We start from the raw sequence: 26,819 nt of genomic DNA on the forward strand, positions 1-26,819 counted from the left end.
GGTGGGTACGGGTCGGCGGTTTGCGGAGTGGGCGGGGGCGGTCGGGGCTGGAGGGGCGGGCGGGGATGCGGCCGGGTGTGGCCGGATCGGGGTGGTGATCGACACAGGGGGCGGGCGGAGAATCGTGGGTATGCTCGCCGCCATGCCCACGCCCCCCTCCGCCACAGCGCGGGACGAACCCGTCATACGGGATCGCGGCGACGCCTGCCCCGGCGCGCTGCGCCTGCATGCCGCCGACGACGGGTACCTGGCGCGGGTCCGGATTCCGGGGGGTCTGCTGACCGCCGGGCAGGCCTCGGTACTGGCGCTGGCCGCCGACCGGTTCGGGGACGGGCACCTTGAGCTCACCTCGCGCGGGAACGTGCAGCTGCGCGGTCTCGCCGACGGTTGCGGCGCGGAGCTGGCGGAGCTGCTGGACGGGGCCGGGCTGCTGCCCGCCCCCGGGCACGAGCGGGTACGGAACATCGTGGCGACTCCGATGTCCGGGATCCTGAGCCCCGACCGACCCCATGTGACTCCCTGGGTAAGGGAATTGGACCGGCTGCTCTGCGCGAGCACACGGGCGGCGGCCCTGTCCGGACGGTTCCTCTTCGCCGTCGACGACGGGCGCGGCGACGTATGCGCGCTCGACCCCGACGTCACCGTCCTCGGCAGGCCGCAGGGCCGGGCGCTGATCCGGCTCGGCGCGGCTTGCGACGCCGTCGAGGTGGACGCCCCGGACGCCCCCCGGGCGGCGCTGGTCGCGGCCGAGTACTTCCTCGACTCGGCGGACGCCGCCGGCACCCGCGCCTGGCGGGTGTCCGAACTGCCCGCCGTACACGCCCTGGAATCAGGGGAGTTCACGCTGCGACTGGCCGCCGCCGGCATCGCGGCGACCCCCGTCGCCGAGGTGGCCTGGCCCTACGCGCCGCCGCCGCGGCCGTGGGGCCCCGGCGCCGGCGACCGGACACCCCTGTGCGTACTTCCCCCGCTCGGCCGGCTCACGACGGGCCAGTGGCGGGTGCTGGTGCGGGTCGCGGATGCCGGCGCGGAAGGTGAAGGCGCCGGTGAGCTGCGGATCACTCCGTGGCGGAGCATCGTGCTGCCCCGCGCGAGCACCCGGCGGCCGGTCGACGGCTACGCGCAGCTCGAGTCAGCCGGCCTGTCCGTCGCGCCCGACGGCCCCTGGGAGTCCGTCACCGCCTGTACGGGGCGGCCCGGTTGTGCCAAAGCGCTGTCCGACGTGCGCGCCGATGCGCGGGCGGTCGTGGACACGCCCGTGGAGGCGCCGGCCGGGCCTGCGGGCGCGCCCGTGCACTGGTCCGGGTGCGAGCGCAGGTGCGGTCACCCACGGGGCACCGCGTGGGTCGACCTCGTAGCCACCCCCGACGGGTACCGGCTCGACGGACGCCCGGTGCCGTCCAACGAACTTGCGGCGGCCGTGGCCGACGCACGCAGCCAACCCCGATTGTCCGAAGACGCAGTGAAGAAATGAGCGAGTACACCGTGTTCGAGTACGAGAAGGACGGCGCCGAGATCTACCGCCAGTCCTTTGCCACGATCCGCGCCGAGGCGGACCTGTCCGGGCTGCCCGCCTCGGTCGCCCAGGTCGCGGTGCGCATGATTCACGCCTGCGGCATGACCGACCTGACGCGGGACCTGGGCTACACGCCCGACGTCGTCCTGCGGGCACGCGCCGCCCTGGAGGCGGGAGCGCCGGTCCTGTGCGACGTGCAGATGGTCGCCAGCGGAGTCACCCGCAAGCGGCTGCCCGCCGACAACGAGGTGATCTGCACCCTCTCCGACCCGGCCGTGCCGGAGCTCGCCGCGAAGATGGGCACGACGCGCAGCGCCGCCGCCCTCGAAGTCTGGCGGGACCGGGGCCTGTTGGAGGGAGCGGTGATCGCCGTCGGCAACGCGCCGACCGCGCTCTTCCGGCTGCTGGAGATGATCGAGGAGGGCGCCCCGCGCCCCGCCGCGGTCATCGGGGTCCCCGTCGGGTTCATCGGCGCCGCGGAGTCCAAGGACGCCCTGGCCGAACACCCCTCCGCGCTCGACCACTTGATCATCAGGGGCCGGCGCGGCGGCAGCGCCATGGCCGCGGCCGCCGTCAACGCCATCGCGAGCGTGGCCGAATGAGCACCGGGAACGCGGGAACCACCGGAAAGCTGTACGGGGTCGGGCTCGGGCCCGGCGACCCGTCGCTGATGACGCTGCGCGCCGTAGAGGTGATCGCCGAGGCCCACGTGGTCGCCTACCACTCCGCCCGGCACGGCCGCTCCATCGCCCGCTCCATCGCCGCGAAGCACCTGCGCGCCGACCACGTCGAGGAACCGCTGGTCTACCCGGTCACCACCGAGACCACCGACCACCCCGGCGGCTACCAGGGTGCGATGGAGGAGTTCTACGAAGCCTCCGCCGCCCGGCTCGCCGTCCACCTGGACGCGGGCCTGACCGTCGCCGTGCTCGCGGAGGGCGACCCGCTCTTCTACGGCTCGTACATGCACATGCACAAACGGCTCGCCGACCGGTACGAGGCCGAGGTGATCCCCGGGGTGACCTCGGTGAGCGCCGCCGCCGCGCGGCTCGGCACCCCCCTCGTGGAGGGCGAGGAGGTGCTGACGATCCTGCCCGGCACCCTCCCCGAGGAGGAGCTCACCGCCCGCCTCGCCGCCACCGACTCGGCGGTCGTGATGAAACTCGGCCGCACCTTCCCCGCCGTACGGCGGGCCATGGAGAACAGCGGCCGGCTCGCCGAGGCGCGGTACGTGGAGCGCGCGACGATGGCGGGGGAGCGGACCGGCGTCCTCGCGGACACCGACCCCGACTCCGTCCCCTACTTCGCCGTCGCCGTGGTGCCCAGCCGGATCGGGAACCCCGGCAGCGTGCCGTCCGGACCGGGCCAGGTCGCCGTCGTGGGCACCGGCCCGGCCGGCCCCCTGTGGCTGACCCCCGAGACGCGCCGCGTGCTGGCCGACGCCGAGGTGCTGGTCGGGTACACGACCTACCTGGACCGGGTTCCGGTCAAGCCGGGCCAGTCACGGCACGGCTCGGACAACAAGGTCGAGTCCGAGCGCGCCGAGTTCGCGCTCGACCTCGCCCGGCGCGGCAAGCGGGTCGCCGTGGTCTCCGGCGGCGACCCCGGGGTCTTCGCCATGGCCACCGCCGTCCTGGAGGTGGCCGCGCAGGACCTCTACCGCGACGTCCCGGTACGGGTACTGCCCGGCGTGACGGCCGCCAACGCGGCGGCGGCCGCGGCCGGCGCCCCGCTCGGCCACGACTACGCGACCATCTCCCTCTCGGACCGCCTCAAGCCCTGGGACGTCATCGCCGAGCGACTGACCGCCGCCGCCCGCGCCGACCTGGTCCTCGCCCTGTACAACCCGGGCTCGCGCAGCCGGACCTGGCAGGTGGAGAAGGCCCGGGACCTGCTGCTGGAGCTGCGCGCGCCGCAGACTCCGGTCGTGATCGCGCGCGACGTGGGCGGGCCCGAGCAGTCGGTCCGCATCGTCACGCTGGCCACGCTGGAGCCGTCCGAGGTGGACATGCGGACCCTGCTGCTGATCGGTTCCTCGCAGACACAGGTCACCGAGCGCGGCGACGGCACCAGGGTGACCTGGACCCCTCGCCGCTACCCGGAGGCCTGACCGGACGGGGCGGGGCGGCGACGCCCCGCCCCGGCCGCTCGTGCATCCGCGGTCAGCACTGCCAGAGGAACGCCGCCCGGCCACAGGGTTCGCAGGCATGCGCGTAGGCGCTGCCGGAGCCGAAGTTGGGGGCGGTGAGGTGGTCAGGACCCTCCTCCAGCTGGGTGACGAATCCCATCGGGGAGCCGCAGCCGGGGCAATCGGGCGTCTCGTCGTGCTGGAGCCAGTCGGGTGCGCCGCCGAGCTGGCCGAGCACCTCTTGCGTCGAACGCCCGCTCTGAGCGGACCAGGCCTGGGAGGCGGACCAGTAGTCCGGATCCGCCGTCGCCACGATCTCGACGGTACGGACCGCCCCGAGCTGCCGGGGGTCCTCTTCGTCGTCCCCGTCCACTGTGGAGGGGAGCGCGGGCAGCGGTACCGGCACCAGCCCGGTCGCAGGGAAGAGGTACGCCCGGTTGCCGCCGGCCTGGGCGCTCCACTCCTCGCACATGCCCGGGTCGTTCGCGCACATGAAGACGGAGAGGACTCCGCGCTCGCCGTCGAGGACCATCTGAACTATGAACCGGAGGGGCCCGGCGCAGGCCGTACAGGTGGGCCACCGGGTTCCGGCGGGCGCCAGCGGGAGGCCGCCGATGCGGGTGACCAGGGCGTCGGGCGCGGCGGAGCCGCTGTGGATCATCAGGGTGGTGGCGCTCATGCCGAGAACGCTAGACGACCCCTGCGACAGTGCCGGGAGTGCTCCTACGGCAGGGGCCCTGCCAGCCGATCCAGCGCCGCCGCCACGGACTCCGCCACCGTGACTCCTTCCGGCACCGCCGGTCGTCGCACGACCAGTACCGGGATGCCGGCCTCGCGGGCCGCGGTGAGCTTGGGCGCGGTGGCCGAGCCGCCGCTGTCCTTGGTGACCAGGACGTCGATGCGGTGGCGGGCGAGCAGCTCGCGTTCGTCGTCGAGGGTGAACGGGCCGCGGGCGAGGAGGATTTCGAGGCGCGGGGGCGTGGCCCCCTCGGGCGGGTCCACCGAACGCACCAGGAACCAGGGCTCGGTGAGGTGCGCGAAGGTGTGCAGGCCCATGCGGCCGGTGGTCAGGAAGACGCGGGAGCCGAGGGCGGGGAGCAACGTGGCCGCCTCGGCCAAGGAGTCCGCGAAGTGCCAGTCGTCCTCGGGGCCCGGGCGCCAGCCGGGCCGGCGCAGGGAGAGCAGCGGGACGCCCGAAAGGGCCGCCGCTTCGGCCGCGTTGAAGCTCATCCGCTCCGCGAAGGGGTGCGTGGCGTCGACCAGGTGGGTGACGTGGTGGGCGGCGATCCAGGCCGCCAGTCCGGTAGGGCCGCCGAAGCCGCCGATGCGGGTCTCGCCGGGAGGGAGTACCGGGGCGGCGACCCGGCCGGCCAGCGAGGTGGTCACCCGGTACGGGGCGCCTTTCCCGGCGGCGAGGGCCTCCGCCAGGCGGCGGGCCTCCGTGGTGCCGCCGAGGATCAGGACGTGCGGACGGCGGCGGCCGACCGGATCAGCACTCATGCCGGTCACGCTCGGCGGAGTACAGGTGGCTGTCGCGGAACTGCTCGGCGCCCAGGGTGCGGCCCACCAGGATGACCGCGGTGCGGACGAGTCCGGCCCCCTTCACCTGGGCGGCGATGTCGGCCAGCGTCCCGCGCAGGATCAGCTCGTCGGGGCGGCTGGCCATCGCGACCACCGCCACCGGGCACTCGGCCCCGTAGTGCGGCAGCAGTTCGTCCACGACCCGGTCGACGTAGCGGGTGGCCAGGTGCAGCACCAGCAGCGCCCCGCTGCGGCCCAGCGTGGCGAGGTCCTCGCCGGGCGGCATCGGCGTGGCCTGCTGGGCGATCCGGGTCAGGATCACGGTCTGGCCGACGGTGGGGACGGTCAGCTCCCGCTTCAGCGCGGCGGCCGCCGCGGCGAAGGCGGGGACGCCGGGTACCACCTCGTACGGGATGCCGGCCGCGTCGAGCCGCCGCATCTGCTCCGCCACCGCGCTGAAGATGGAGGGGTCGCCGGAGTGGAGCCGCGCCACGTCCTGGCCGGCCGCGTGCGCGCGTACGCACTCGGCGATGATCTCGTCCAGGTTCAGCTGGGCGGTGTCGACCAGGCGGGCGTCCGGCGGGCATTCGGCGAGCAGCTCGCGGGGGACCAGGCTGCCCGCGTACAGGCAGACGGGGGCCGCGGCAAGGGTCCGGGCGCCGCGCACCGTGATCAGGTCGGCGGCGCCGGGGCCCGCACCGATGAAGTACACGGTCATATCGTCTGATCCACCATTTCGGGCTCTTCGGGCTGTTCGGCTTCTGCGGGATGGGGCTTGGTGACCGACCACTGGGTGACGGGCATCGCCTGGCGCCAGCCCGTGAAACCGCCGACCGGCACGGCGTGCGCGACGGCCAGTTTCACCAGTTCGCCGCCGTGGCGCCGGTAGCGGTCGGTGAGGACCGCCTCCGACTCCAGCGTGACGGTGTTGACCACGAGCCGGCCGCCCGGGGCCAGCGCCTCCCAGGCCGCGTCGAGCAGGCCCGGCGCGGTCAGGCCGCCGCCGATGAACACCGCATCGGGTGCGGGCAGCCCGGTGAGCGCCTCCGGAGCGGCGCCGGTGACCACGCGCAGGCCGGGCACGCCGAGCGCGGCGGCGTTACGGGTGATCCGCGCGGCCCGCTCCGTCACCCGCTCGACGGTCACGGCCCGGCAGGACGGGTGCGTACGCATCCACTCGATGCCGATGGAGCCGGAGCCGCCGCCGATGTCCCACAGCAGTTCGCCGGGGGCGGGAGCGAGCGCGCACAGGGTGGCGGCGCGGACGTGGCGCTTGGTGAGCTGGCCGTCGTGCTCGTAGGCGGCGTCGGGCAGGCCGGGGGTCGCACCGAGCCGGGGCACGGAGCCACGGGAGTCGCGCCGGCAGTCGACGGCGACCACGTTGAGGGGGTCGCCGGGCGGGTGCTCCCAGCTCTGGGCGAGGCCCTCGTACGCGTCCTCGTGCTCGGAGCCGAGCTGTTCCAGGACCCGCATCCGGCTGGGGCCGAAGCCCCGCTCTCGAAGCAGAGCAGCGATCTCGTTCGGTGCCGCTGCTCCGGAACTCAGCACCAGCACCCGCCGGCCCTCGTACAGCGCGGCCCCGAGCCGGGCCACCGGACGGCCGACCACGGTGACCACCTCGGTGTCCTCCACGGGCCAGCCGAGGCGGGCGCAGGCGTACGACACGGAGGAAGGATGCGGCAGTACGTGCAGGGCGCCGGGCCCGAGCTCCTCGGACAGCGCGCGGCCGATCCCGTAGAACATCGGGTCGCCGCTGGCCAGCACCGCGATCCGGCGGCCCGCGTGCTCCGCCATCAGCTTCGGCACGGCCGGGCGCAACGGGCTCGGCCACGCCACACGGACGCCGCCGCATGCCTCGCGGGGGAGCAGGTCCAGCTGCCGGGGCCCGCCGATCAGCACCTCCGCCCCGGCCAGCGCGGCCCGGGCGGGTGCGGTCAGCCCGCCCCAGCCGTCGGCGCCGAGGCCGACGACCGACACGGGTACGGGGCGCGGTGGTGGTGCGGAGCTCACTGCGTGGACCTCGGGGTACGGAAGCGGGGTGGACCCGCAGCCTACTGGGCCCCCCGGGGGCCCCGGGGGGCAGGGCCCGGGGAACGGTGGAACCGGGGGTCCCCCCGGACGGAGTCTGGGGGAGGGCAGGGGACCTCGGTCCCGCGCAGCGGCACACCCGTAGCCGCGGCCAGGCGGGCTGGGGCGGGCTACGCGGGAGTAGGGTGCGACGGCCGGAGGGCCGTAGGGGCAGGCCGGGAGGCGGGAGGAGCTGGCATGGCGGGTTGGAAGGCCACTGGGATACCGGACCAGAGCGGCCGCACGGCCGTCGTCACAGGGGGCAACAGCGGAATCGGTTACGCCGCCGCCCGCGAACTCGCACGCCGCGGCGCCTCAGTGGTACTGGCCTGCCGCAGCGCGGCCCGAGGCCGGGCCGCCGAGGTTCAACTCCGCGCCGAAGTACCCGACGCGGATGTGGAGTTCATGCCGCTGGACCTCGCGGACCTGACCACCGTGAGTGAGTTCGCGCAGGCCTATGGGCGGCGCCACGCCACCCTGGAACTCCTCGTCAACAACGCCGGCGTGATGGCCCTGCCGTACGGGCGGACCGCCGACGGGTTCGAGACCCAGTTCGGGGTCAACCACCTCGGCCACTTCGCCCTCACCGGACTGCTCCTGCCGCGGCTGCTCGCCGCCCCGCCCGGGGCCCGGATCGTGAACCTCTCCAGCAGTTTCCACGCTCTCGGGGATGTGGACCACGAGGACCTGAACGGCGAGCGCAGCTACCGCCGATGGATCGCCTACGGCCGCTCCAAGTCCGCGAACCTGCTCTTCACCCATGAGCTCGCCCGCCGCCTGGCGGCCGCCGGCTCCGGGATCGTCCCGGCCGCCGCCCACCCCGGCTACGCCTCGACCAATCTGCACGTCGGGGCGACCCCGCAGTCGGGCACCACGCTCACTTCGCGGATCGCCGTCGCCGCCACCACCTTCGGGAACGCGGTCGGCAACACCCTCATCGCCCAGTCCGCCGCCGCCGGCGCGCTGCCCACCCTGTACGCGGCCACCGCACCCGGAGTCCTGCCTGACGAGTTCATCGGCCCCCGGCTCGGCTGGCGCGGGGCGCCCGCCCGTTCCCGGCGGGCGAAATGGACCCTGGACGACAAGTCCGGCGAACGGCTCTGGGCGGCCTCCGAAAAGCTCACCGGAGTCTCGTACACGTCTCTATCGCGCTGAATCCCCGCGGGCTAACTTGCTACTCGCCAGTCACTTCAGGCTGTCGGGCCGCATCCCCCTGGGAGAGCCATGCGCAGATCCGCCCTGCCCGTGCCCCTGCTGTTCTCGATGCTCATCGGCACGGTCGCCGCCCTCCTTGCCGCCCTCCTCGCCACCGTCCTCGCCGCCCCGCCGGCGCGGGCCGCCGCCCGGGTGGCCGCGCAGGCAGCCGCCCGCGCGGAACTCCGTACGCCGGTCGTCCTCGTGCACGGCTTCGGGGACACCGCGGCCTCCCTCGACGGGCTGGAGGACTACCTGCACTCCCAGGGCTGGCTCTCCAGCGACCTCGCGGAGTTCGGCTACGACTGGGCCGCCACCAACGACTCCAACGCAGCCCGCTTCGGAGCCTTCCTCACCGAGCGGTTCGCCAGCCGCCCGGTCGACGTGATCGCCCACAGCATGGGCTCGCTTCTCACCCGCAAGTACCTCAAGGACGGCGGGAGTTCCCGGGTCCGCGCCTGGGTCTCACTCGGCGGCCCCAACCACGGGGCCGGGGACGCCGCGCCCTGTGGACCCTTCGCCACCTTCTGCGACATCCACGCGGCCTCGCTCGCCGACATGACCCCTGGCAGCCCGTTCCTGAACTCCCTCAACGCGGGCGACGAAACCCCGGGCGCCACCCGCTACACCACCTTCAGCTCCACCTGCGACCAGCAGATCCCGCCCGGTGACAGCCGCGCTCCGCGCTCCACCGAACTGGCCGGAGCCGTCAACCACGTCCTGCCGGTGGGCGACAGCGGCTGCCCCGCGCACTACGGTCTGCTCGGCAACGACTGGATCCGCCGGCAGATCGTCGCCGAGTTCTCCAAGGACCCGGTCAGCCAAGTCGACCTGAAGACCGGCCCGTTCCGGATCACCGTCGACTCGGCCCGCTTCACTTCCGGCGGTGAGAACGGCCCCGAGCTCTACGACGGTCTCACCCTCACCACCGACGGGACCGCCCGCTCCCTCTGGCATCGCGACCGGTCGGGCGCCACCGCATTCCCCGACCACGACCCCTGGTTCGGCCTCGACGACTCCACCCGGAGTCAGGTCTTCACCGGCCGGGCGACCGTCACCGCCCACCTCACCGACGCCGACTACACCGCCGGGAACAACGACGACGTGATGGCCGCCGGCCGCGTCCACTGGGACCCGGCCCTCGGCTTCGGCCGGTTCACCGCCAAGATGTCCGGCGTGGACGGCGGCGAGGTCTCCGTCACCTACACCGTCACCCCGGCGCAGGGCGTTCCCGTCTGCCGGATCCGGGTGGACCAGGCGGAGTTGACCTACTTCGACGATGGCACGACCCGCCCCGCGCTCTACGGGGACATCGCGGTCCGCACCGGTGACGGCACGCGCACCGCCGTGTGGTCGCGCTCCGCCTCGGACCCGTCGACCTTCCCCAACCAGGGCAACCGCACCAACCCCGACCCGTACTTCTACCAGCGCGTCGGTTCGGGGACGACGTACGGGCCGGGCCCGTTCGAGATCGGCGTCTTCCTCTGGGACTACGACGCCTCCTCGGCCGACGACCTGGCCGCCCGGGGCACGGTGGCCTGGGACCCGTACACCGATCAACCAGGAACCCGTACGAGCGAGTTCCGCGGGGACGACGGCGGTCACGTGAAGGTCACCTGGACCGCCCTCTGCCCCTGATCCGGCGGCGGTCCGCCGGGGGGCGCGCCCCGGTATGAGCCCGTCCGCCCCCGGTAAGCCTCCGGGCGCCCCGTCCGGGCCCTGACCGGGCCGGTCCGTCCGCACCACACTCGGCGGCATGGACGACGACGCAACGGACAACCACCCACGCACGACCGACTCGCACGCCGACTCGTACGCCGGTTCGCAGGCCGGTTCGCAGGCCGGGGACCGGGCCGGCGGGCGCGCCGGGGACCATGCCGGGGACCACGCCGTGGTCCTCGGCGCCGGCCTGGCCGGGCTACTGGCCGCGCGGGTGCTCGCGCGGCGGTTCTCCCGGGTCACCATGATCGAGCGGGACGAACTGCCGCAGGGCGAACCGGTGTTCCGGCCGGGAATCCCGCAGTCCCGGCACGCGCACGTCCTGTGGTCGCGGGGTGTCGAGCTGATCGAGCTGATGCTGCCGGGCATCACCGACAAGCTGGTGGCCGCGGGGGCGGGCCTCTACGACTCCCCGCGCGACTTCCTCTGGCTCAGCCCGGCCGACTGGTTCGGGCCGGTGTCCGGAGCCAGAGTCCTCCTCGCCAGCAGGGAATTGCTCGACCAGGCCGTACGCCAGGAAGTGCTCCGCAACCCACGCATCCGGGTCCGGTCCGGTGAGGCGGCCGCCGGACTCGCGGCCGGGCCGGGCGGCCGCACGGTGACCGGAGTGGAACTGCGCGGCGGCGAGCGGCTGGCCGCACGCCTCGTCGTCGACGCGACCGGCCGCACCTCGAAGGCCCCCGCCTGGCTCGCCGAGCTCGGCCACCCGGCGCCCGAGGTCACCCGCTGCGACTCCCATCTCGGCTACTCCAGCCGCTACTTCGAGATCCCGGACGATCCGGGCCGGCGCTGGCAGGGCATGTACGTACAGGGCCGGCCGGAGCTCCCGCGCGGCGGAGTGCTGATGCCGCTGGACGCTGACCGCTGGCTGGTGACCCTCGTCGGCAACGGCGAGCACGCCCCGTCCGTACGGGAGGAGGAGTTCCTGCCGTTCGCCCGGAGCCTGCGCAGCCCGGCCCTGTACGACGCCATCCGGGACGCGACCCCGCTGTCCGCACCCACCGCATTCCGCAATACGGCGAACGAATGGCGCCACTACGAGCGCCTGGAGCGCTGGCCGGCCGGGTTCGTGGTCCTCGGTGACGCCGTCTGCCGGTTCAACCCCGTGTACGGGCACGGGATGACGGTCGCCGCGCTCGCCGCGGAGGCCCTGGCCAAGGAGATCCGCACCCTGAACCCCGAGGAGATCTCCGCGGCCTCCCGCCGGATCCAGCGGCGGACCACCGCGGTGGCCGCCGTGCCCTGGCAGATCGCCACCAGCGAGGACATGCGGTACCCGGTGACGGAAGGGCCGCCGCCGGACCGGGCCACGCGGATCCTGCAGAGCTACATGTCCCGGGTGATGGTGGCCGCGAACACCGACCCGGCGATCGCCTCCCGCTTCTTCGGAGTGCTGTCGCTGACCAGCCCGCCGGGCACCCTGCTCGACCCCGTCACGATGGTCCGTGTCCTGTCCAAGCGGGGGCTGCCCACCGCCCCGCACACCACCGACTACCCGTCGCACCACGGGCCGCCGGTGGCGCGGGCGCAGAACCGGCCGCCGGCCGTCGGCTAGCCCGGCGGGGGGGCATGCGGCGCGAAGCCCCGTACGGCCCCGTGGAACGGCATGCGGCGCTCCCGTCCTGCCACGCCCCGGTGCGGCCTGGTGCCTAGGATCGGTCCATGATCGCTGAGATGCAGTGCGTGGTGCTGGACTGCCCCGACCCGGCGGCGCTGGCCGAGTTCTACCGTTCCCTGGCCGGCGGCGAGGTCAACCGGCCGGACCGGCGCTGGGCGACCGACGCGAGCTGGGCGACCCTGCACACCCCGGCCGGCGCGGTGCTCGCGTTCCAGTACGCCGAGGACCACCGTCCGCCCCGGTGGCCGGACCCGGCCCGCCCCCAGCAGCTCCACCTCGACTTCGCCGTGGCGGACCTGGACCGGGCGCACGCGCAGGTGCTGGCCTGTGGCGCGACCCAGCTGGACGGGGACCGGGCCGCCGAGGGCTGGCGGGTCTACGTCGATCCCGCCGGGCACCCCTTCTGCCTGGTGCGCCACTGACGGGCGGGGCGGGCGTCCGGCCGCGACCGGCCGGTACCCTTATTGCGAATAGTGCGCAATAAGGGTGAGGGTGGCGGTGTGACGGGGTCTCCGGTGGTGCTCGGGATCGAGTCTTCGTGTGATGAGACGGGTGCGGGGATCGTGCGGGGCGGGCGGCTGCTCGCGCACGTCGTCGCCTCCAGCATGGACGAGCACGCCCGCTTCGGGGGCGTCGTGCCCGAGATCGCGGCCCGCGCCCACCTGCACTCCTTCAACCCCGTCGTCCGTCAGGCCCTCGACCGGGCGGGGCTCCGCGCGGACCAGCTCGACGCGATCGCCGTCACCACCGGCCCCGGCCTCTCCGGCGCCCTCCAGGTCGGGCTGGCCGGCGCCAAGACCCTCGCCTACGCACTCGGCCTGCCGCTCTACGGGGTCCACCACCTGGCCGGCCACGTCGCCGCCGACACCCTCGAGCACGGGCCGCTGCCCGAGCCCTGCATGGTGCTGATCGTCTCCGGCGGCCACACCTCCCTGCTCCTGGTGCGCGACCTGGTGCGCGAGCCCATCCTGCACCTCGGCGACACCCTCGACGACGCCGCCGGCGAGTGCTTCGACAAAGTCGCCCGCGTCCTCGGCCTGCCCTACCCGGGCGGTCCGGCCATCGACCGCGCCGCCCGGGGCGGCAACCCCGAGGCCGTCTCCTTCCCCCGCCCGCTGACCACCGGACGGGGCAAGGGGGACCCGTACGCCTGCTCCTTCTCCTTCTCGGGCCTCAAGACGGCCGCCGCCCGATGGGCCGAGAGCCACCGCCTGCGCGGTGAGGAGCCGCCCGTCGCCGACGGAGCGGCCTCCCTCCAGGAGGCGGTGGCCGACGTGCTGACCCGCAAGGCGGTCGCGGCCTGCAAGGAGTACGAGGTGAAGACGCTGGTGGTGGTCGGCGGGGTGGCCGCCAACTCCCGGGTCCGTGAGCTCGCGGAGCACCGCTGCGCCTCCGCCGGGATCGAGCTGCGGGTGCCGCCGATGACGCTCTGCACGGACAACGGGGCGATGATCGCCGCCATCGGCGACCTGCTGGTGCGGGCCGGCGTGGAACCCGCCCCGCACCAGCTGACCATCGACCCGTCGGCGCCCCTGGAGTACGCCTCCCTCAACCCAATGGCCAGGGTCTAGCCCCCACTCACCCCTGGCCCTACGTCGACGGCCCCATCCGCACCGTCGCCGCCTCCCCGCCCGCGGCCTCCTCCACCACCGCGGTCCGGGTCCCGGTGTCCGGCACCTCGAGCCCGGAGCGCACCCGGGCCCGGCCGAACTCGCCGTTCCAGGGACCGTGATCGCCGCGCGCCGCTATCGTGCCGAGCGGGGGACGACTGTGCGAGGGGGCGGAGCCGCGATGCGATTTCTGTTTGTGCACGGCACGGGGGTGCGGCGCGAGCGGCACGACACCCTCTTCGCCCTGGTCCGGGACCGGCTGACCGCCCGGTTCCCCGACGCGAGCGTCGACTCCTGCTTCTGGGGGGAACGGTACGGGGCCACCCTGAGCGCCCAGGGCCGTTCGGTGCCCGGGCTGCGCGCCCCCGGCGGAGCCCCCGGCCCGGACGACGAGGAGGTCGCCGAGTGGGGGCTGCTGCTCGCCGACCCGCTGTGCGAGCTGCGGGTCCTGGCCGAAGCCGGCTGGGACACCGGAGCCGACGGAGCCGACGGCGGCGCCGATGACGACGGCTTCGCCATGCCCGGCGTCCGGTCCGCGGGCGACCGCGTACTGGAACTGTTCGCCGAACTCTCCGGGGTCCCCGACGGCGGCGAACAGGCCGCGCTGCTTCTCGGCACCGGCCTCGCCGCCGGATACCCCGCCGCACTGGCGAGCGTCTCCCGATCCGCCGAGGCCGCCCGCGCCGGAGCCCGCGCCGCCGGCCAGCCCCAGGCCCGGGAGCTGGCCAAGGCCCTCGCCCGCGCGGTGACCGCCGGCGCACTCGCCTCGGCCGGCGCCGAGGCCGACTGCACCGGAGCCGAACGCGACCGCCTCGTCGAGCTGATCACCACCCGCCTCGGCGGCGACGCACGGGTCCCCGGCGCCCGCGCCGCCGCCGTCCTCGGCCGGCTCGCGATGCGCGTCACCACCCAGCCACTGCTCAACGCCTGGCGCGGCTCCCTCACTGTCGGGGCCACCCCCGCCCTCGGCGACATCCTGCGCTACCAGGCCCGGGGCGCCGACCTCCGCGCGTTCCTGCACGAGCGGATCACCGCCGATCCGGGGCCGACCGTACTCATCGGCCACAGCCTCGGCGGCATCGCCCTCGTGGACCTCCTCGCCCTCGCGGCAGCCCGCGGTGAGCCGGTGCCCGGTGCCCGACTCCTCGTCACCGTGGGCTCCCAGGCACCTTTCCTCTACGAACTCGGCGCGCTGGCCGGGATCGTGCCGGGCACCAGGCTCCCGTACGCCTTCCCGCGCTGGCTGAACGTCTACGACCGCCAGGACGTCCTCTCGTACCTCGCCGAGCCCGTCTTCCCCGGCGACCCGCGCGTCAGCGACCAGGAGATCAACAGCCGCCAGCCCTTCCCGGCCTGCCACAGCGCCTACTGGAAACAGGACTCCCTCTACGCGCGCATCGAACAGGCGGTGGCCGAAGCGGAGATCGGGTGAATCCCCTCGACCTCCTGCCCGCCACCCTGGGGCCGCGCACCTTCGCGCTCGTCGCCGGGGTCGAGAGCTATGCCGTCAGCCACCGCTGGAACCTGCGCGGCCCGGCCCGCGACGCCCTGCGGTTCTCCCGCTGGCTGACCGGACCGGGCGAGGTGCCGCCGGGCCACGTAAGGCTGTTGCTGTCCCCGCTCGACGACCCGGACACGCTCGACTGGTCGGCCTCCGCCGGTCTGGAGGCCTTGCGCACCACGCACCGCCCGGCGACCGAGGAGAACGTGAAATCGGTGCTGCTCGACGAACTCCCTTCATGCGAAGGAGATTTACTGCTCATCTTCTGGGCGGGCCACGGCTACGTGGAACCGCGCGGCGGTGAACTGATGCTGCCCTGCGCGGACGCCCGGCCCGGCCAGATCCGCCACCTCAACCTCGACTCCGCACTGCGCTGGTGGCGCACCAACCTCGTCGGGCGCGAGCTCTTCCGCTACCAGGCCGCCCTCGTGGACGCCTGCCGGGTAGACGCACCCCGCGACGCCCGCTGGAACTTCGGCACCACCGACTACGGCGGCGGCGCCACCGTCCCGGGCCGCCGCCAGTTCCGGCTGTACGCCTCCCGCGAGGGCGAGGCCGCGAAGAACGACGCCGAACGCGGCGCGGGCCGCTTCACCGAGGAGCTCCTCGCCGAACTCGGCGAACGTTCGGTGCGCGAGGCCGTCTCCGGTCTCGCCGACACCGCCCGCTCCATCCACCGCACCTTCCGGGGCCTGCGCGAACGCGGCGAGGGATGGCAGCTCCCGCAGTTCGTCGTGGACCGCGACTGGGACGCCTGCTCCTTCCTCGACTTCCTCGACGACGAGCCGCCCGGACCGGCGCCGCGCCGCGCGGTCCGCCTCGACCAGGCCGCCTGGGACGGGCTCGGCGAGCTGTTCGAGGACCGCGACCTGCCGCGCTGCGCCCACGAGGCGTACGCGTGGGCGTTCAAGGCGGCCGGCTGCGCGGCCCCCGCCCAGGGTGGCCTGCCAGGCGACACGCTGCTGGAGGTGGCCCAGGACCTCGACGAACGCCACGGCGGGCCGGGCGGGATGCCGCTCGCGGTGCCCTTCGTACGCTTCCTCGCGGAACGGGCCGCGGCGGGCGACGAGCGGTGGGCGGCCCGGCTGCGGGACTGGGTGCGCGCCACCCGCGAACGCCTGGCCCTGCCCGCAATGCCGCCCCCGCCCCCGCCGCCCCGCAAGACGGCCCTGCACGTACGGCTGGAGACGCCGCCGGACGGGGAGGACGGGTTCCTGGCCCGGATGTGGCTGCGCCGGGAGGCGACGGAGCACATCTGGGAGTCCGAGGGGGAGCCGGTCCGGCTGGACGCGGTACGGGATGAACTCGTACGGCAACTCGGCCAGGTCAACCAGGTGTTGGGGGTGGACGCACAGGCCGGGCGGCCGTCCGGAGCGGTGGAGTGGATCGAGTTCCACGTGCCGTACGAGCTGCTCGACCTGGACTTCGACCAGTGGCCGGTCCCGCGCGGCCCGGGCGGGCGGACCCGGGCACTCGGAGCGGTCTACCAGGTGGTGGTGCGCTGCCCGCAGGAGCGCGAGCGCACCGGCGCCGAATGGCGCGGCAAATGGCGCTGGCTGTGGGCCCAGGGCGGCCGCCACGCGGACGCGGTCAGGGTGGTGACCGACGCGGACGCCGACGAAGGGCTCGGCATGGAGCTGGGCGCGCAACCGGCGCCCGCGTGCGTACTGGCGCACACGCGGGCCGGGGCGCGGACGTCGCTGGTGGTGGAAGCGGTACTCGAGGGCGGTGTCCCCGTGGCCGTCTGGCGCCGCCCCGGCCCGGCCGGCACCGACCGGGCCGGGGACCCGGGCGCGGCCCGGGGCGCCGGCGTGCCCCCCGGGGCCGACCGTGCGGGGCCGGGCGGGGCCACGGGCCTGCTCGGTCTGCTGGCGCCGGCCGGCGAGGACGGACGGCCGGAACCCGGCGCACTCGACGTATTCGCGCTGCCGGCCCGGGTACGCGCCGTGCGCCGGGCGGCCGCGGCCGCGAATGCGGGCGCCCCCGACGGCGATCGCCAACAGCCATTGGGGGGAGACCGGTTGGTCCTCCTGTGGGACGATCCCGACGACACCCTCACCATCCGGTCCCTGGCCTGAACCCGCTCACGACGCCGACCCCGACTTCGACTCCGATCCCGCGCCCGACATCGAACCCGACCCCGACTCCGGCACCGATCCCGACGACCGTTCACGGCGACCGACCGCGACAGACCGCGAAACCGACGATGGAGGCAGAGGCAGTGGTGAAGGACTGGTGGCTGTACCAAGGGGCCGGTGAGGCCGCCGAGCGCCGGGCCAGGCTGGAGGCCGGACCGCCACCGCCCTGGCGGGATTTCACCGGCGCCCCCGACCCCGGGTACCTGCCCCCCGGCTGCGAGGGACCGGCCTGGGAGCGCACCTGGCGGCGCGGCGGCGGTTACGTACCCGACGAGCTGGAGAAGGACGTGGTCAACACGGCCCTGCACCTGCGCCGGCCACTCCTGATCACCGGCAAGCCAGGGGTCGGCAAGTCCACCCTCGCCTCGAGCATCGCCTCCGACCTCGGCCTGGGACCGGTACTGCACTGGCCGGTCACCAGCCGGACCGTCCTGCGCGACGGCCTGTACCTGTACGACGCGATCGGCCGGCTCCAGGAGGCCGGGCTCGAGCAAATGCGGGCACCCGGCGCCGAGCCGCACCCGGCACCGGCCCCCGTTCCCGCAGAGGGCGGCCCGTCCATCGCCCGCTACCTGCGCCTCGGCCCCCTCGGCACGGCGCTCCTGCCCCAGGACCGCCCGCGCGTCCTGCTCGTCGACGAGATCGACAAGAGCGACATCGACCTTCCCGGTGACCTCCTCACCGTCTTCGAGGACGGCGGATTCGTCATCCCCGAGCTGGCCCGGATCGCCAAGGAGGCCCCCACCGTCGCCATCGGCACCGACGACGACACCGAGGAGGCCGTCCGGATCACCCAAGGCCGCGTCCAGTGCCGGTACTTCCCCATCGTCGTCCTCACCAGCAACGGCGAACGCGATTTCCCGCCCGCCTTCCTGCGCCGCTGCGTCCGTCTCCACCTGGACCCGCCGGGACCCGACAAGCTCGCCCGCATCGTCCGCGGCCGGCTCGGCGTGGACATCGAGAACAGCGACGAGTACCGCGATCTCGTCCAGAGCTTCCTGGAACGCGCCGAGGACGGCGACCTCGCCACCGACCAACTCCTCAACGCCATCCAGCTCCGCCTGGCCGGCGCCTGGTCCGCCCCCGGAGACCGAGACCGCTTCCTCGCCACCGTCATGCACCACCTCACCGGGCCCTCCGCATGATCGAGAAGCTCCTCGCCGCCCTGACCGAGGGCGCCGAGGACGGCGGCCCGCGCCCCGCGGTCGGGGCGGAGGAGATCGCCGACATCCTGTGGCTCGCGACCCGCGTGGACGCGGCCACCACCCACCCGCAGCTCCCCGGGCCGCCGCTGCCGGAGCCGGCCGGCCCACCCGAACCGGCCGACGGACAAGCTCAGTTGCCCGCCGCCGTACGCGGCGCCGCCGGTGAACCGGGAGCCGAGTACTTCCCCGCACCGCCCGGCCCCCTCCCCGACGGCCCTGCGGACCCCGCCCCCGACCGGAGCGCAGACCTCGCAGCGGACCCCGCCCCCGGCGGCGCGCCGCCCGCTCCGGCCCCGCGCCGGGGCACCGCGCTGCGGCTGCCGCGCGCCGCCATCCTCGACGACCCGCTCGCGCTGATGCGCGCCCTGCGCCCCATCGGCCGCCGCAACATCGGCGGCCCGGGGGAGGAGCTGGACGAACAGGCCACCGTCGAGCGCAGCATCGAGCGGATGGTGCTCACCCCCGTCCTGCGGCCCGCGGAGAGCCGCTGGCTGGACGTGGCCCTGGTCGTCGACACCCACCGCTCGATGCTGCTCTGGTCCGATCTGGTGGACGAGGTGCGCGGGCTCCTCACCCGCAGCGGTGTCTTTCGCGACGTGCGGACCTGGCGGCTCACGGGCACCGGCCCCGGCGGCACCCCCATGGTCACGCACCGCCGCGACACCCCGCCCCGCAACCCCCTGGAGCTGGTCGACCCGGCGGGCCGGCGCCTGATCCTGGTCCTCTCCGACACGGTGGCCGGCGGTTGGCGCGAGGCCCCCCTGCGCGGTGTGCTCCGGCACTGGTCGGCACACAACGCCGTGGCCGTACTGAACGTCCTGCCCGAGCGGCTCTGGACGCGCGGGGCGGTACAGCCGGTCCCCTTCGCCGTCCGCGCGGACCGGCCCGCGGCGGCCACCCGTTCCTGGCAGCGGGTCCCGATGGCCCGGCGGGCCCGCGGCGGCGGGGCGGTGATCCCGGTCGTCGGGATCGCCTCCGCAAGCCTGGCCCGGCTGGTACGGGTGGTGTCCGGCGACGGCCGCTGGCGGCGCCTGGCGTGCCTGCGCCTCGACGCGGAGCCGACGGGGGAGGCCCCGGACGGGATGCCCGAGGTCCCGAAGCCCTTCCCGGACCCCCTGGAGGCGGTGGAGCGGTTCCGCGCGAGTGCCTCGCCGACGGCCCAGCGCCTCGCCGATCACCTGGCCGCAGTGCCGCTCACCCTGCCCGTGATGACCCTCGTACGCCGCTCCCTGCTACGGGAGTCCGAGCACGGTCACCTCGCGGAGGTGGCCCTGGGTGGCCTGCTGGCCCCTTGGGACGGCGAACAGCCTGCTGAGACGGTCCAGTTCGAGTTCCTGCCGGGCGTACGCGAGGCCCTGCTCGGCTCGCAGCTGCGCGGAGACGTCGCCGCCGTGAGGGAGTTGGTCCGCCGACGCGTCTGGGAGTACATGTCCCGGCATCGGGGCACCAGCCGGGACTTCACGGCGGTCCGCCTCCAGCCCGGGATCGGGGGGCGCCGCGAAGTGGACCCGGAGGCGATGCCGTTCGCCACCGGGCGGACGCCGACGGCGGGATCGGCGCCCGCGCCGGCATCGGGTCCGGCCGGCCGGGTGGTGCGGGTCGGCTTCGAGCCGCTGGGGGAGCCGCAGGCCGTCGGCGTACTGCTGTCGCCCCGGCTGGTCCTGACGGTCGGCGAGGCACAGGCCGGGCAGACGAACAGCTCCGCCTGGGTTCGCGTGGAGGGGCAGGAGTTCCTCTGCCGGAGAGTCTGGGGGGACGGGGCGGCGCCCCAGGCCCTCCTGCTCCTGTCGGAAGAGGACCTCGTGGACCCGGCGCTCTGGACGGAGCCCGCCTGGGCGGCGGGGTTCGCCGCACCGGGGGAGCGCCTCGTCGTGGACGGGTCCACCGATCAGGGCGAACCGGTGGCCCTGACCGGCGAGGTCCTCCCGTACGAGGGGGAGCGCAACGGGGAGCTCGTCCGGCTCTCCGCCGAAGCGGAGGGCTGGACCCACTACGCGGGCTCCCCGGTCTCCCACGGCGGACGGCTGGCCGGCATCGTGCACACCGTCTGGCCGGACCGGATGGTGTTCCTGACGGGAGCGGCCCTGCTCGAACAGGCCGGATTCCGTGAGGCCATGGCGACGCACACGCGCACGGGGAACGATCTCCGCGGCATCTGCCTGGCGGTGCGGCCGGAGGTGACCACGGCGCCGATCGGCCGAGAGGCCGGGCCGGAGGTCCTCGAACTCCTCGAGCGGGTACGGGCCGACACCGGGGTGACCGGAGTACTGAGCCTCCTGGAGGACGGGGTGGTGCTCGCCACGGTGGCCGAGCCGGCAGCCCTGCGAAAGGCCGGGCTGCTGCTGACCGAGCTGCCCGCGGCCCTGTCCCGGCTGCGCGGCGGCTCCGGCGAGTGGGAGGTCTCCCTGGCCGTGGCCCTGGCCCAGGGAGAGTTCACGTCCGCCCAGGGCGGGCTGAGCGGCCCGGCGGTGGACGAGGCCCTGGAGCTGTCCCGCCGTGTGGAACTCGGCGAGAAGCCGGCCCGGACAGGTGAAGCGGGATTGGTCCTCCCCGTTCTGGGAGCATCGATGCTCGGTGTCGACGGACTGGAATACTTCGCGGCCGAAGTGCGGGGCGCGGGTGCGGAAGCGGACCCGCAAGGGTGGTTCTGGCGTGACACCGTCGTCGATCTGGGGCGGACGCTGATCGACGCGGAGCTGAGCCTCGACGACGCACTCGTCGACCGGACGGTCGACTGGGCGCGGTGCGGGTACGTGAGCACGGAGGCGGATGCGGCCGGATGCATCGGCGTCCGGCTGCCCGCCGGCAGGCGCTGCCTGGCACATCTGAGCGCTGCGGACCAGGACGCCTACCTGTTCGGCCTGCGGCCGGGCGCGGACGTGGACCTGCGGGGCACCACTTTCGCCGATGGTCTGCTCGACCGGCTGCTGTTGGTGCTGCGCGATCCGCAGACAGGTCACGTGCGGATGCGGCGTGCGCTGTTCGACCGTGCGCGCTTCGATGACGACTGGAGCACGGTGGGCGGCGAGTTCGAGGCCCGCGTCTCCTTCGACCGGGCGGATTTCCGTGGTCGGGCAGCCTTCGACGCGGCCCGGTTCAGGGGCGGCGCTTCCTTCGGCCGGACCGGATTCCGGCGCGGCTGCACGTTCGGCGCCGTCGTGTTCGACCGTGAAGCGGCTTTCGTCAGGGCGGACTTCGGCGGCGACGCGGACTTCACGGAGGCCGTGTTCGCCCAAGGCCTCGACATGTCCCGGGCCGATGTGTGGAACGAGGCGTGGATGAACGGGATGAGGGTGAGCGGGGAGGCCAACTTCCGGCGCACTGTCTTCCGCGCCGGGAACGAATGGAGCCGGACCACCTTTACGGGGCCCGCCTCCTTCGCCTCCGCGGTGTGGGCCTCCGGGCTGCGCTTCGACGGGGTCCGCTTCGAGAGCCTGGCCTTCTTCGACCGCGTCACCTTCGCCGCCTCGGCGGCCTTCGCGGACACGGTCTTCGCGGACAGGGTGACGTTCGACGAGGCCGACTTCGCGGGACACGGCCACTTCAGGGACGTGACCTTCCACGATCCCGCCGGACTTCCCGACGCGTGGCGGGCGTTCCTGCCCGCGTCGGGCGCCGCGAGCTTCGATCTGGACGAGGCCGCGGACCAGGCCGCGGACCAGGTCGAAGACGGGTCCGCAGACGACGTAGAAGGGGACGCAGAAGGGGACGCAGAAGACGACGCCGCCCCGACCGGGTCGTAGCTCCCCGGGACTGCCCCGTCCGCCGGAGCAGGTGGAACGGGCTGGGTCCGCGATCCCCGGGCGGGGGCCGATGGCACCGGCCCGGGGATCCGTGGTGCGCCTGGGTATCAGGCGGTGGGCGGCACCCGTCCCGGGCGTCCCGGGCCGCGGGTCAGGCGGTAGCCGCCGATGCCCGCGAGGGCGGCGAGCAGACCGCCGGCCGCCGTCCAGAGCCAGCGGTCCGACCACCAGGTGCCGGACCAGCCGTCGGCAGGCTCGATGGCGGACGCCGTACCGGCGCCGGGGACGAGCGGTACGGCCAGGGCGTTGTCGGCCGCGTAGGCGCCGCCGACGTCCTTGGCGTCGGCCTTCAGGAGGGCGCGTACCGGCTGGCCGAGGTCTTCCGGCGCGAGGTCGGTGACCGTGAGCCGGATGTAGTAGGCGCCCGGCAGCGCGTCGTTGGCCCACTGGTCGGCGCCCGAGCGGACCGGACGCAGGGTGCAGGACAGATCGACGGTCGCGGCGTCCTTGGCGGCCGTACCGGTCTGCGTGCCGTACATGCAGGGCTGGCGGCGGCGCAGACCGTCGTACACGTCCAGCTGCCACGTGGACGCGGAGTGCCGTCCGGTGGCGGCGGGCAGGGTCACCGAGGCCCGCACGGTGGCGCGCTGCCCCGAGTCCAGGGGGAGCACCCAGTAGAGGTAGTCACCGGTGGAGGCCTCGGCCGTGGCCTCCTGGCCCAACTGGACCGGGGTGGCGGTACGGAAGGCCGTACCGGCCTCGGTCGGGGTGTCGCCCCCGCCGCTCGGGCTCGGCGACGGTGAGGCCGCCACCCCGAGCAGGCCGCCACCCACGAGCAGGGCGGCGGTCAGCGTGCGTCGCACGCTTCGCGCGCGCCGTCCGGTCGCGGGCCGGTCGCTTCGGTCACGTCTCACGGCACTCATCAGTTGGTCCTCCAGACCGCGATACGCCAGCGGGAGACCCAGCCCCACACCACTCCGGCGAGGAAGCCGGTGAGCGCCAGTACGCCGAGCAGCCACCAGCCGCGCCCGAGGCCGAAGGCGGCCACGTCGGAGGCCCCGTCCGGGCCGTCCACCACGTCGATGGTCAGCTCCACCGGCATGCCCGGGGTGGTCTTGACCGAGGCGGGCGCCGAGAAGGAGTTGCTGACCTGCAGGCACACGGTCTCGGCCGGCTCCTCGTCGTCCCCGCTCCCGGCCTTGGGATAGCGCAGCCCGGAGGAGATCAGGTCGGTCCGACCGTCACCGGCCTCCTGGCCGCGTACGATCTCCCGCCCGCTCAGGGTCGTGGCGCGCAGCAGCACGCCGTAGTCGTTGTTCACGGCGCGATCGGAACCGATGCTGACCGAGGCCCGCAGTTCCTGGCCGGGCAATACCGCGACCCGGTACCAGCGGTGCTCCGAGAAGCTTTCGCGGTCGGTGTAGAGACCGGGCTTCAACTCCGGTGCCCCCGTGCACTGCCTGGCACCCTCGGTGGCCACGGGATTGACCACCGGAGTGGCCGCCCGGCCCACCAACTGCTTGACCCTGCCGGAGAGTTCGGCAGTGTGCTGCACGGCGGTGTACGTACCGCCGGTGGCCTCGGCGATGCAGATCAGCTGGTCGCGGGTCTTGGCGTCGGGGACGAGCCCGAGCGTGTCGATGACCAGATGGATCCCCTTGGCCGCGATGTCGCGGGCCACTTCGCAGGGGTCGAGCGGGGCGCAGGTGTCCTCGCCGTCGGTGATGAGCACGATCCGCCGGGTGGCGTCACCGCCCTTGAGGTCCTCGGCGGCGCCGAGCAGCGCCGGTCCGATGGGCGTCCACCCGGTGGGGGCGAGCGTGGCCACCGCCGTCTTGGCCTCGGTCCGGTCCAGGGGGCCGACCGGGTAGAGCTGCCTGGTGTCCTTGCAGCCCAGGTTCTTGTCGGGGCCGGGGTAGTTGGCACCCAAGGTCCGTATGCCGAGCTGCACTTCGTCGGGTACGGCGTCCAGTACCTCGTTGAACGCCTGTTTCGCGGCGGACATCCGGGTCTGTCCGTCGATGTCCTTGGCGCGCATCGAGCCGCTGACGTCCAGCACCAACTCGACCTTGGGCGCTTCCTTCGCAACCGGTTCACCGGCGGCGGCACTTGCCGGGAACAACCCGGCAGCCAGGGTGACGAGCAGGCCGCAAGCACCGGCCGCCACCCATCTTCTAGTGATCATCGCCGGATCGTATTGAGATTCCCCCGGCCCGCCAAACCGAGTGCCCGTAAAGGGGTCTGAGGGCTGTCCCTCGGATCGGGCCGGACCCGATCCGAAAGGGACGCCCTAGACCGCGCCGGGTTCGACGGACGACCATCCCTTGGCGGTCGGGGTGAAGACCACCCCGCCCACCACCAGGAAGCCGGCCGGGCCGTCCGTCCCGGGGCGGACGCCTCCCGGGACGGTGAACCGGCCGGTCTGCTTGCGGGAGGCCAGGTCGATCACCACGCCCGAGGTCCGGCACCGGACGTACGCCAGCCCGCCCGTCACCACCACCGCGTTCGCCGCCTCCGGGCGCTCCGGGTCGGCGCACTCCTGCGCCAGCGGAACCCGCCACCGGGCGCCGCCGGACTCCTGGTTGAGCTCCATGAAGCCCGGCTCGCCCCCCGCCGCGGTCGCCATCAGGTACACCCTCTCCCCGGCCGCGGCCGGACCGGACAGGGTCGTGCCGGCGTACGGGAGGTCCGTGGTGCGCTGCCGCGCCGGCTCGCCGAGCAGGACGCCCGCCCCGTTCTCCTTGCTGCACAGGAAGAAGGTCGCCACACCGTCTCTCCGGGCCAGCGTCAGTCCGCGGGTCTCGCACGTCCCGGGCATCGCGAACCGGGTGCCGTCCTGGGGAGTTCCGAACGGCAGCTTCTTGCCCGTGGCCCCGTCGAGAGCGGTCACGAAGGTCTGGAACCCCATGTCGGCGTTCTGGGTCCGCCCTTGTACGTACACCCGGTCCCCGTCCACGCGCAGCGCTGGGAAGCCGTCCTCGGACCCGGACACCGCCTGCTGCCACAGGACCTTCCCGTACCGGGTCTCCAGCGCGGTGACCGTGCCGGACGCGCTCACCGCGAACACCCGGCTGCCGTCCGCGTCCAGCACCGGCCGCCGCAGCTTCTCCTTGGTGGGGAACTCCCACCGGCGGGTGCCCTCGACGAGGTCCAGCGCGGTGAAACCCTTGCTGCCGAGCACGATCACCGTCTGGGTTCCGGCGACCGCTCCCGGGGCCACCATCGGCGCCTGCCCGTCCACCACGTCTGGGAGCAGCTGCTCCCACAGCGTCTCCCCGGTCGCCGCGTCGTACCGGCTGAGCCCGTCGCCCGGGACGCTCTTGTCGGCGCGGGGCGAGGTACACACGAGGGAGGAGGCCGCGTACGCGCAGGTCCCCATGTCCCTCACGCCGTCCCAGGCGCGCCATCCGGCGGGGCGCCGGTCAGGCGAGTCCGCGTAGGCGCGGCTGCCGGCCGGACTGCCGCCGTCGGTGGCCACGTACGGGGCGAGGGTCCCGTTGACCGCCGGCCGGGAGGGTGGCTTCGCGGCGCCGTCGGCGGTCCCTGAGGGGCCGGTGGACGACTGGGAGGTCCGAGGGGACTTCACGTCGTCCGAAGGCGCGCCGTCGGGCTGGAAGAGCCGCAGGTAGACCCCGCCGCCGGCCAGCAGCGAAGCCGCGAGCGCCCCGGCGAGGAGGGTGCGCAGCCGAGGCCGCCGAGGCCGCCGGGTCGTCGCCACGCCCGAGGCCGGGCCGGTCGGCGGCCCGGACGGCCGGGTGAGCGGCCCGGCGGCCTCGGCCCCCTCCGGGGACGTGGCAGGCGATTCTGCCGGGCTGCCGTCGCCGTCGGTGTCGGTGTCGGCAGCCCGATCCGCTTCTGCGCCGGCCGGCGATCCGGTCCCGCCCCCGGCGGCGCTACGAGCCTTCCCGCCCAGGTCCCCGCCCTCGCGGAGCGGGGCATCCCAGTCGGCCGCCGGGATCTCCGCCAGCGCGGCCAGCAGCTCGTCCGGCCCCGGCCGGGAGGCCGCCTCCTTGGCCAGGCACGCCCCGACCACGACCCGTAGCGAATCGGCCAGCTTCGCGATGTCCGGCGCCTCCGACACCACGCGGTAGGCCGTCATGTAGTGCGACTCCGCGTCGAAGGGCCCCCGCCCGGTCGCCGCGAACACCAGCACCGACCCCAGCGAGAACACATCGGACGAAGCCCGCACCCGTGCCGGAGCCGACAGCTGCTCCGGCGACATGTACGGCGGCGTCCCCAGGATCTGCCCCGTCGAGGTCAGCGTCTGCTGCCCCGCCGCACGCGAGATCCCGAAGTCGATGACCCGAGGCCCGTCGTCCGACAGCATGACGTTGTCCGGCTTCAGATCACGGTGGATCACCCCGGTGGTGTGCAGCTCGCGCAGTGCTTCCACCAGTCCCAGCGCGAGCACGCGCAGCGGACTGCCGCGCAGCGGCCCCTCCGCCTTCACTCGCGCGCCCAGAGTCCGTCCCGGCACCAGCTGGGTGGCCATCCAGGGGCGCTCCGCGTCCGGGTCGGCATCCACCACCGCGGCGGTGAAGGCCCCGCTCACCCGCCGGGCGGCCGCCACCTCCTGCCGGAACCGCGTCCGGAACTCCGGGTCGTCGGCGAACTGCTGGTGCACCAGCTTCACCGCGACGAGCCGCCCGGAAGCGGCCCGTCCCGAGTACACGGTCCCCATCCCGCCGGAACCCAGGCGGGAGATCAGGACATACCCGCCGATCGCCCGCGGATCCCCGTCCCGCAGTGTCATGTCCCGCCCCGCCCAACCTTGTACGTTCGTCGGCGGCACCCTATCCCGGACCCGCGCCCCTGTAGGGCGGTGGCGCCCCCGGGCCACCCGGCCGGCCGGACGGCAA

Annotated in this window: 19 protein-coding genes; 12 read left to right on the plus strand and 7 right to left on the minus strand. The window is 74.3% G+C overall.

Annotated features, from left to right (window positions below):
• Positions 1–142 precede the first annotated feature (142 nt).
• Genes OTB20_RS21385 through OTB20_RS21395 form a run of 3 tightly spaced genes read left to right on the plus strand, consistent with a single transcriptional unit; the run spans position 143 to position 3,626 of the window.
• Positions 143–1,474, plus strand: coding sequence for a cobalamin biosynthesis protein CobG (locus OTB20_RS21385; protein ID WP_267819748.1), 1,332 nt, complete (start codon positions 143–145; stop codon positions 1,472–1,474).
• Positions 1,471–2,118 carry a precorrin-8X methylmutase gene (locus OTB20_RS21390; RefSeq protein WP_267761887.1) on the plus strand — a complete coding sequence of 216 codons (648 nt, stop codon included), beginning with the start codon at positions 1,471–1,473 and terminating at the stop codon, positions 2,116–2,118. The genes OTB20_RS21385 and OTB20_RS21390 overlap by 4 nt, the downstream gene beginning before the upstream one ends.
• A complete protein-coding gene (locus OTB20_RS21395; protein WP_267819750.1) occupies positions 2,115–3,626 on the plus strand; it encodes a precorrin-2 C(20)-methyltransferase in 1,512 nt (503 codons plus the stop codon). The genes OTB20_RS21390 and OTB20_RS21395 overlap by 4 nt, the downstream gene beginning before the upstream one ends.
• 52 nt (positions 3,627–3,678) lie before the next feature.
• Here the strand turns inward: OTB20_RS21395 and OTB20_RS21400 are convergent, their stop codons facing one another.
• From OTB20_RS21400 to cbiE, 4 genes are read right to left on the minus strand one after another with little or no spacing between them, the layout of a single operon-like run.
• On the minus strand, positions 3,679–4,323 hold the full coding sequence (locus OTB20_RS21400) for a hypothetical protein (protein WP_267819752.1): 645 nt from the start codon (positions 4,321–4,323) through the stop codon (positions 3,679–3,681).
• Positions 4,324–4,367: 44 nt separating this feature from the next.
• Positions 4,368–5,144 (minus strand): cobalt-precorrin-6A reductase, encoded by a 777-nt coding sequence (locus OTB20_RS21405; protein ID WP_267819754.1) that lies wholly within the window; start codon positions 5,142–5,144, stop codon positions 4,368–4,370.
• Positions 5,134–5,883, minus strand: coding sequence for a precorrin-4 C(11)-methyltransferase (cobM, locus tag OTB20_RS21410; RefSeq protein ID WP_267761879.1), 750 nt, complete (start codon positions 5,881–5,883; stop codon positions 5,134–5,136). Before cobM ends, OTB20_RS21405 begins: the two co-directional genes overlap by 11 nt.
• Positions 5,880–7,175, minus strand: a complete 1,296-nt coding sequence (cbiE, locus tag OTB20_RS21415) for a precorrin-6y C5,15-methyltransferase (decarboxylating) subunit CbiE (protein WP_267819756.1) — start codon at positions 7,173–7,175, stop codon at positions 5,880–5,882. Before cbiE ends, cobM begins: the two co-directional genes overlap by 4 nt.
• 255 nt (positions 7,176–7,430) lie before the next feature.
• On the opposite strand from cbiE, the gene OTB20_RS21420 reads away from it, so the two are divergent.
• The 9 genes from OTB20_RS21420 (at position 7,431) to OTB20_RS21460 (ending at position 21,960) form a co-directional block, all read left to right on the plus strand.
• Positions 7,431–8,387: an oxidoreductase gene (locus OTB20_RS21420; RefSeq protein ID WP_267819758.1), complete on the plus strand. Its 957-nt coding sequence runs from the start codon at positions 7,431–7,433 to the stop codon at positions 8,385–8,387.
• A gap of 69 nt (positions 8,388–8,456) precedes the next feature.
• On the plus strand, positions 8,457–10,064 hold the full coding sequence (locus tag OTB20_RS21425) for an esterase/lipase family protein (protein ID WP_267819760.1): 1,608 nt from the start codon (positions 8,457–8,459) through the stop codon (positions 10,062–10,064).
• A gap of 118 nt (positions 10,065–10,182) precedes the next feature.
• Positions 10,183–11,700, plus strand: coding sequence for an NAD(P)/FAD-dependent oxidoreductase (locus tag OTB20_RS21430; protein WP_267819763.1), 1,518 nt, complete (start codon positions 10,183–10,185; stop codon positions 11,698–11,700).
• A gap of 107 nt (positions 11,701–11,807) precedes the next feature.
• Entirely contained in the window at positions 11,808–12,185 is a 378-nt protein-coding gene (locus OTB20_RS21435) for a VOC family protein (RefSeq protein WP_267819766.1), read from the plus strand.
• Between the two features lie 93 nt (positions 12,186–12,278).
• Positions 12,279–13,334 (plus strand): tRNA (adenosine(37)-N6)-threonylcarbamoyltransferase complex transferase subunit TsaD, encoded by a 1,056-nt coding sequence (gene tsaD, locus OTB20_RS21440; RefSeq protein ID WP_267819888.1) that lies wholly within the window; start codon positions 12,279–12,281, stop codon positions 13,332–13,334.
• 220 nt (positions 13,335–13,554) lie between these two features.
• Positions 13,555–14,805: an alpha/beta fold hydrolase gene (locus OTB20_RS21445; RefSeq protein ID WP_267819768.1), complete on the plus strand. Its 1,251-nt coding sequence runs from the start codon at positions 13,555–13,557 to the stop codon at positions 14,803–14,805.
• Positions 14,802–16,952: a caspase family protein gene (locus tag OTB20_RS21450; RefSeq protein WP_267819770.1), complete on the plus strand. Its 2,151-nt coding sequence runs from the start codon at positions 14,802–14,804 to the stop codon at positions 16,950–16,952. Before OTB20_RS21445 ends, OTB20_RS21450 begins: the two co-directional genes overlap by 4 nt.
• Positions 16,953–17,080: 128 nt before the next feature.
• The gene (locus OTB20_RS21455) at positions 17,081–18,157 is read left to right on the plus strand and encodes an AAA family ATPase (protein WP_267819772.1); all 1,077 of its coding nucleotides are present in this window, start codon (positions 17,081–17,083) and stop codon (positions 18,155–18,157) included.
• Positions 18,154–21,960 carry a pentapeptide repeat-containing protein gene (locus OTB20_RS21460; protein ID WP_267819774.1) on the plus strand — a complete coding sequence of 1,269 codons (3,807 nt, stop codon included), beginning with the start codon at positions 18,154–18,156 and terminating at the stop codon, positions 21,958–21,960. The genes OTB20_RS21455 and OTB20_RS21460 overlap by 4 nt, the downstream gene beginning before the upstream one ends.
• 107 nt (positions 21,961–22,067) lie before the next feature.
• Here OTB20_RS21460 and OTB20_RS21465 read toward each other — a convergent pair whose 3' ends face one another.
• From OTB20_RS21465 to OTB20_RS21475, 3 genes are all read right to left on the minus strand, one after another.
• Entirely contained in the window at positions 22,068–22,883 is an 816-nt protein-coding gene (locus tag OTB20_RS21465; RefSeq protein ID WP_267819777.1) for a hypothetical protein, read from the minus strand.
• Complete coding sequence (locus tag OTB20_RS21470) at positions 22,883–24,145, minus strand: VWA domain-containing protein (protein ID WP_267819779.1); 1,263 nt, start codon at positions 24,143–24,145, stop codon at positions 22,883–22,885. Before OTB20_RS21470 ends, OTB20_RS21465 begins: the two co-directional genes overlap by 1 nt.
• 105 nt (positions 24,146–24,250) lie before the next feature.
• Positions 24,251–26,713, minus strand: a complete 2,463-nt coding sequence (locus OTB20_RS21475) for a protein kinase domain-containing protein (protein WP_267819781.1) — start codon at positions 26,711–26,713, stop codon at positions 24,251–24,253.
• Positions 26,714–26,819: the final 106 nt, after the last annotated feature.

Origin of the sequence: Streptomyces sp. H27-H1 (genome assembly GCF_026627445.1) — a bacterium.
GTDB lineage: Bacteria > Actinomycetota > Actinomycetes > Streptomycetales > Streptomycetaceae > Streptomyces.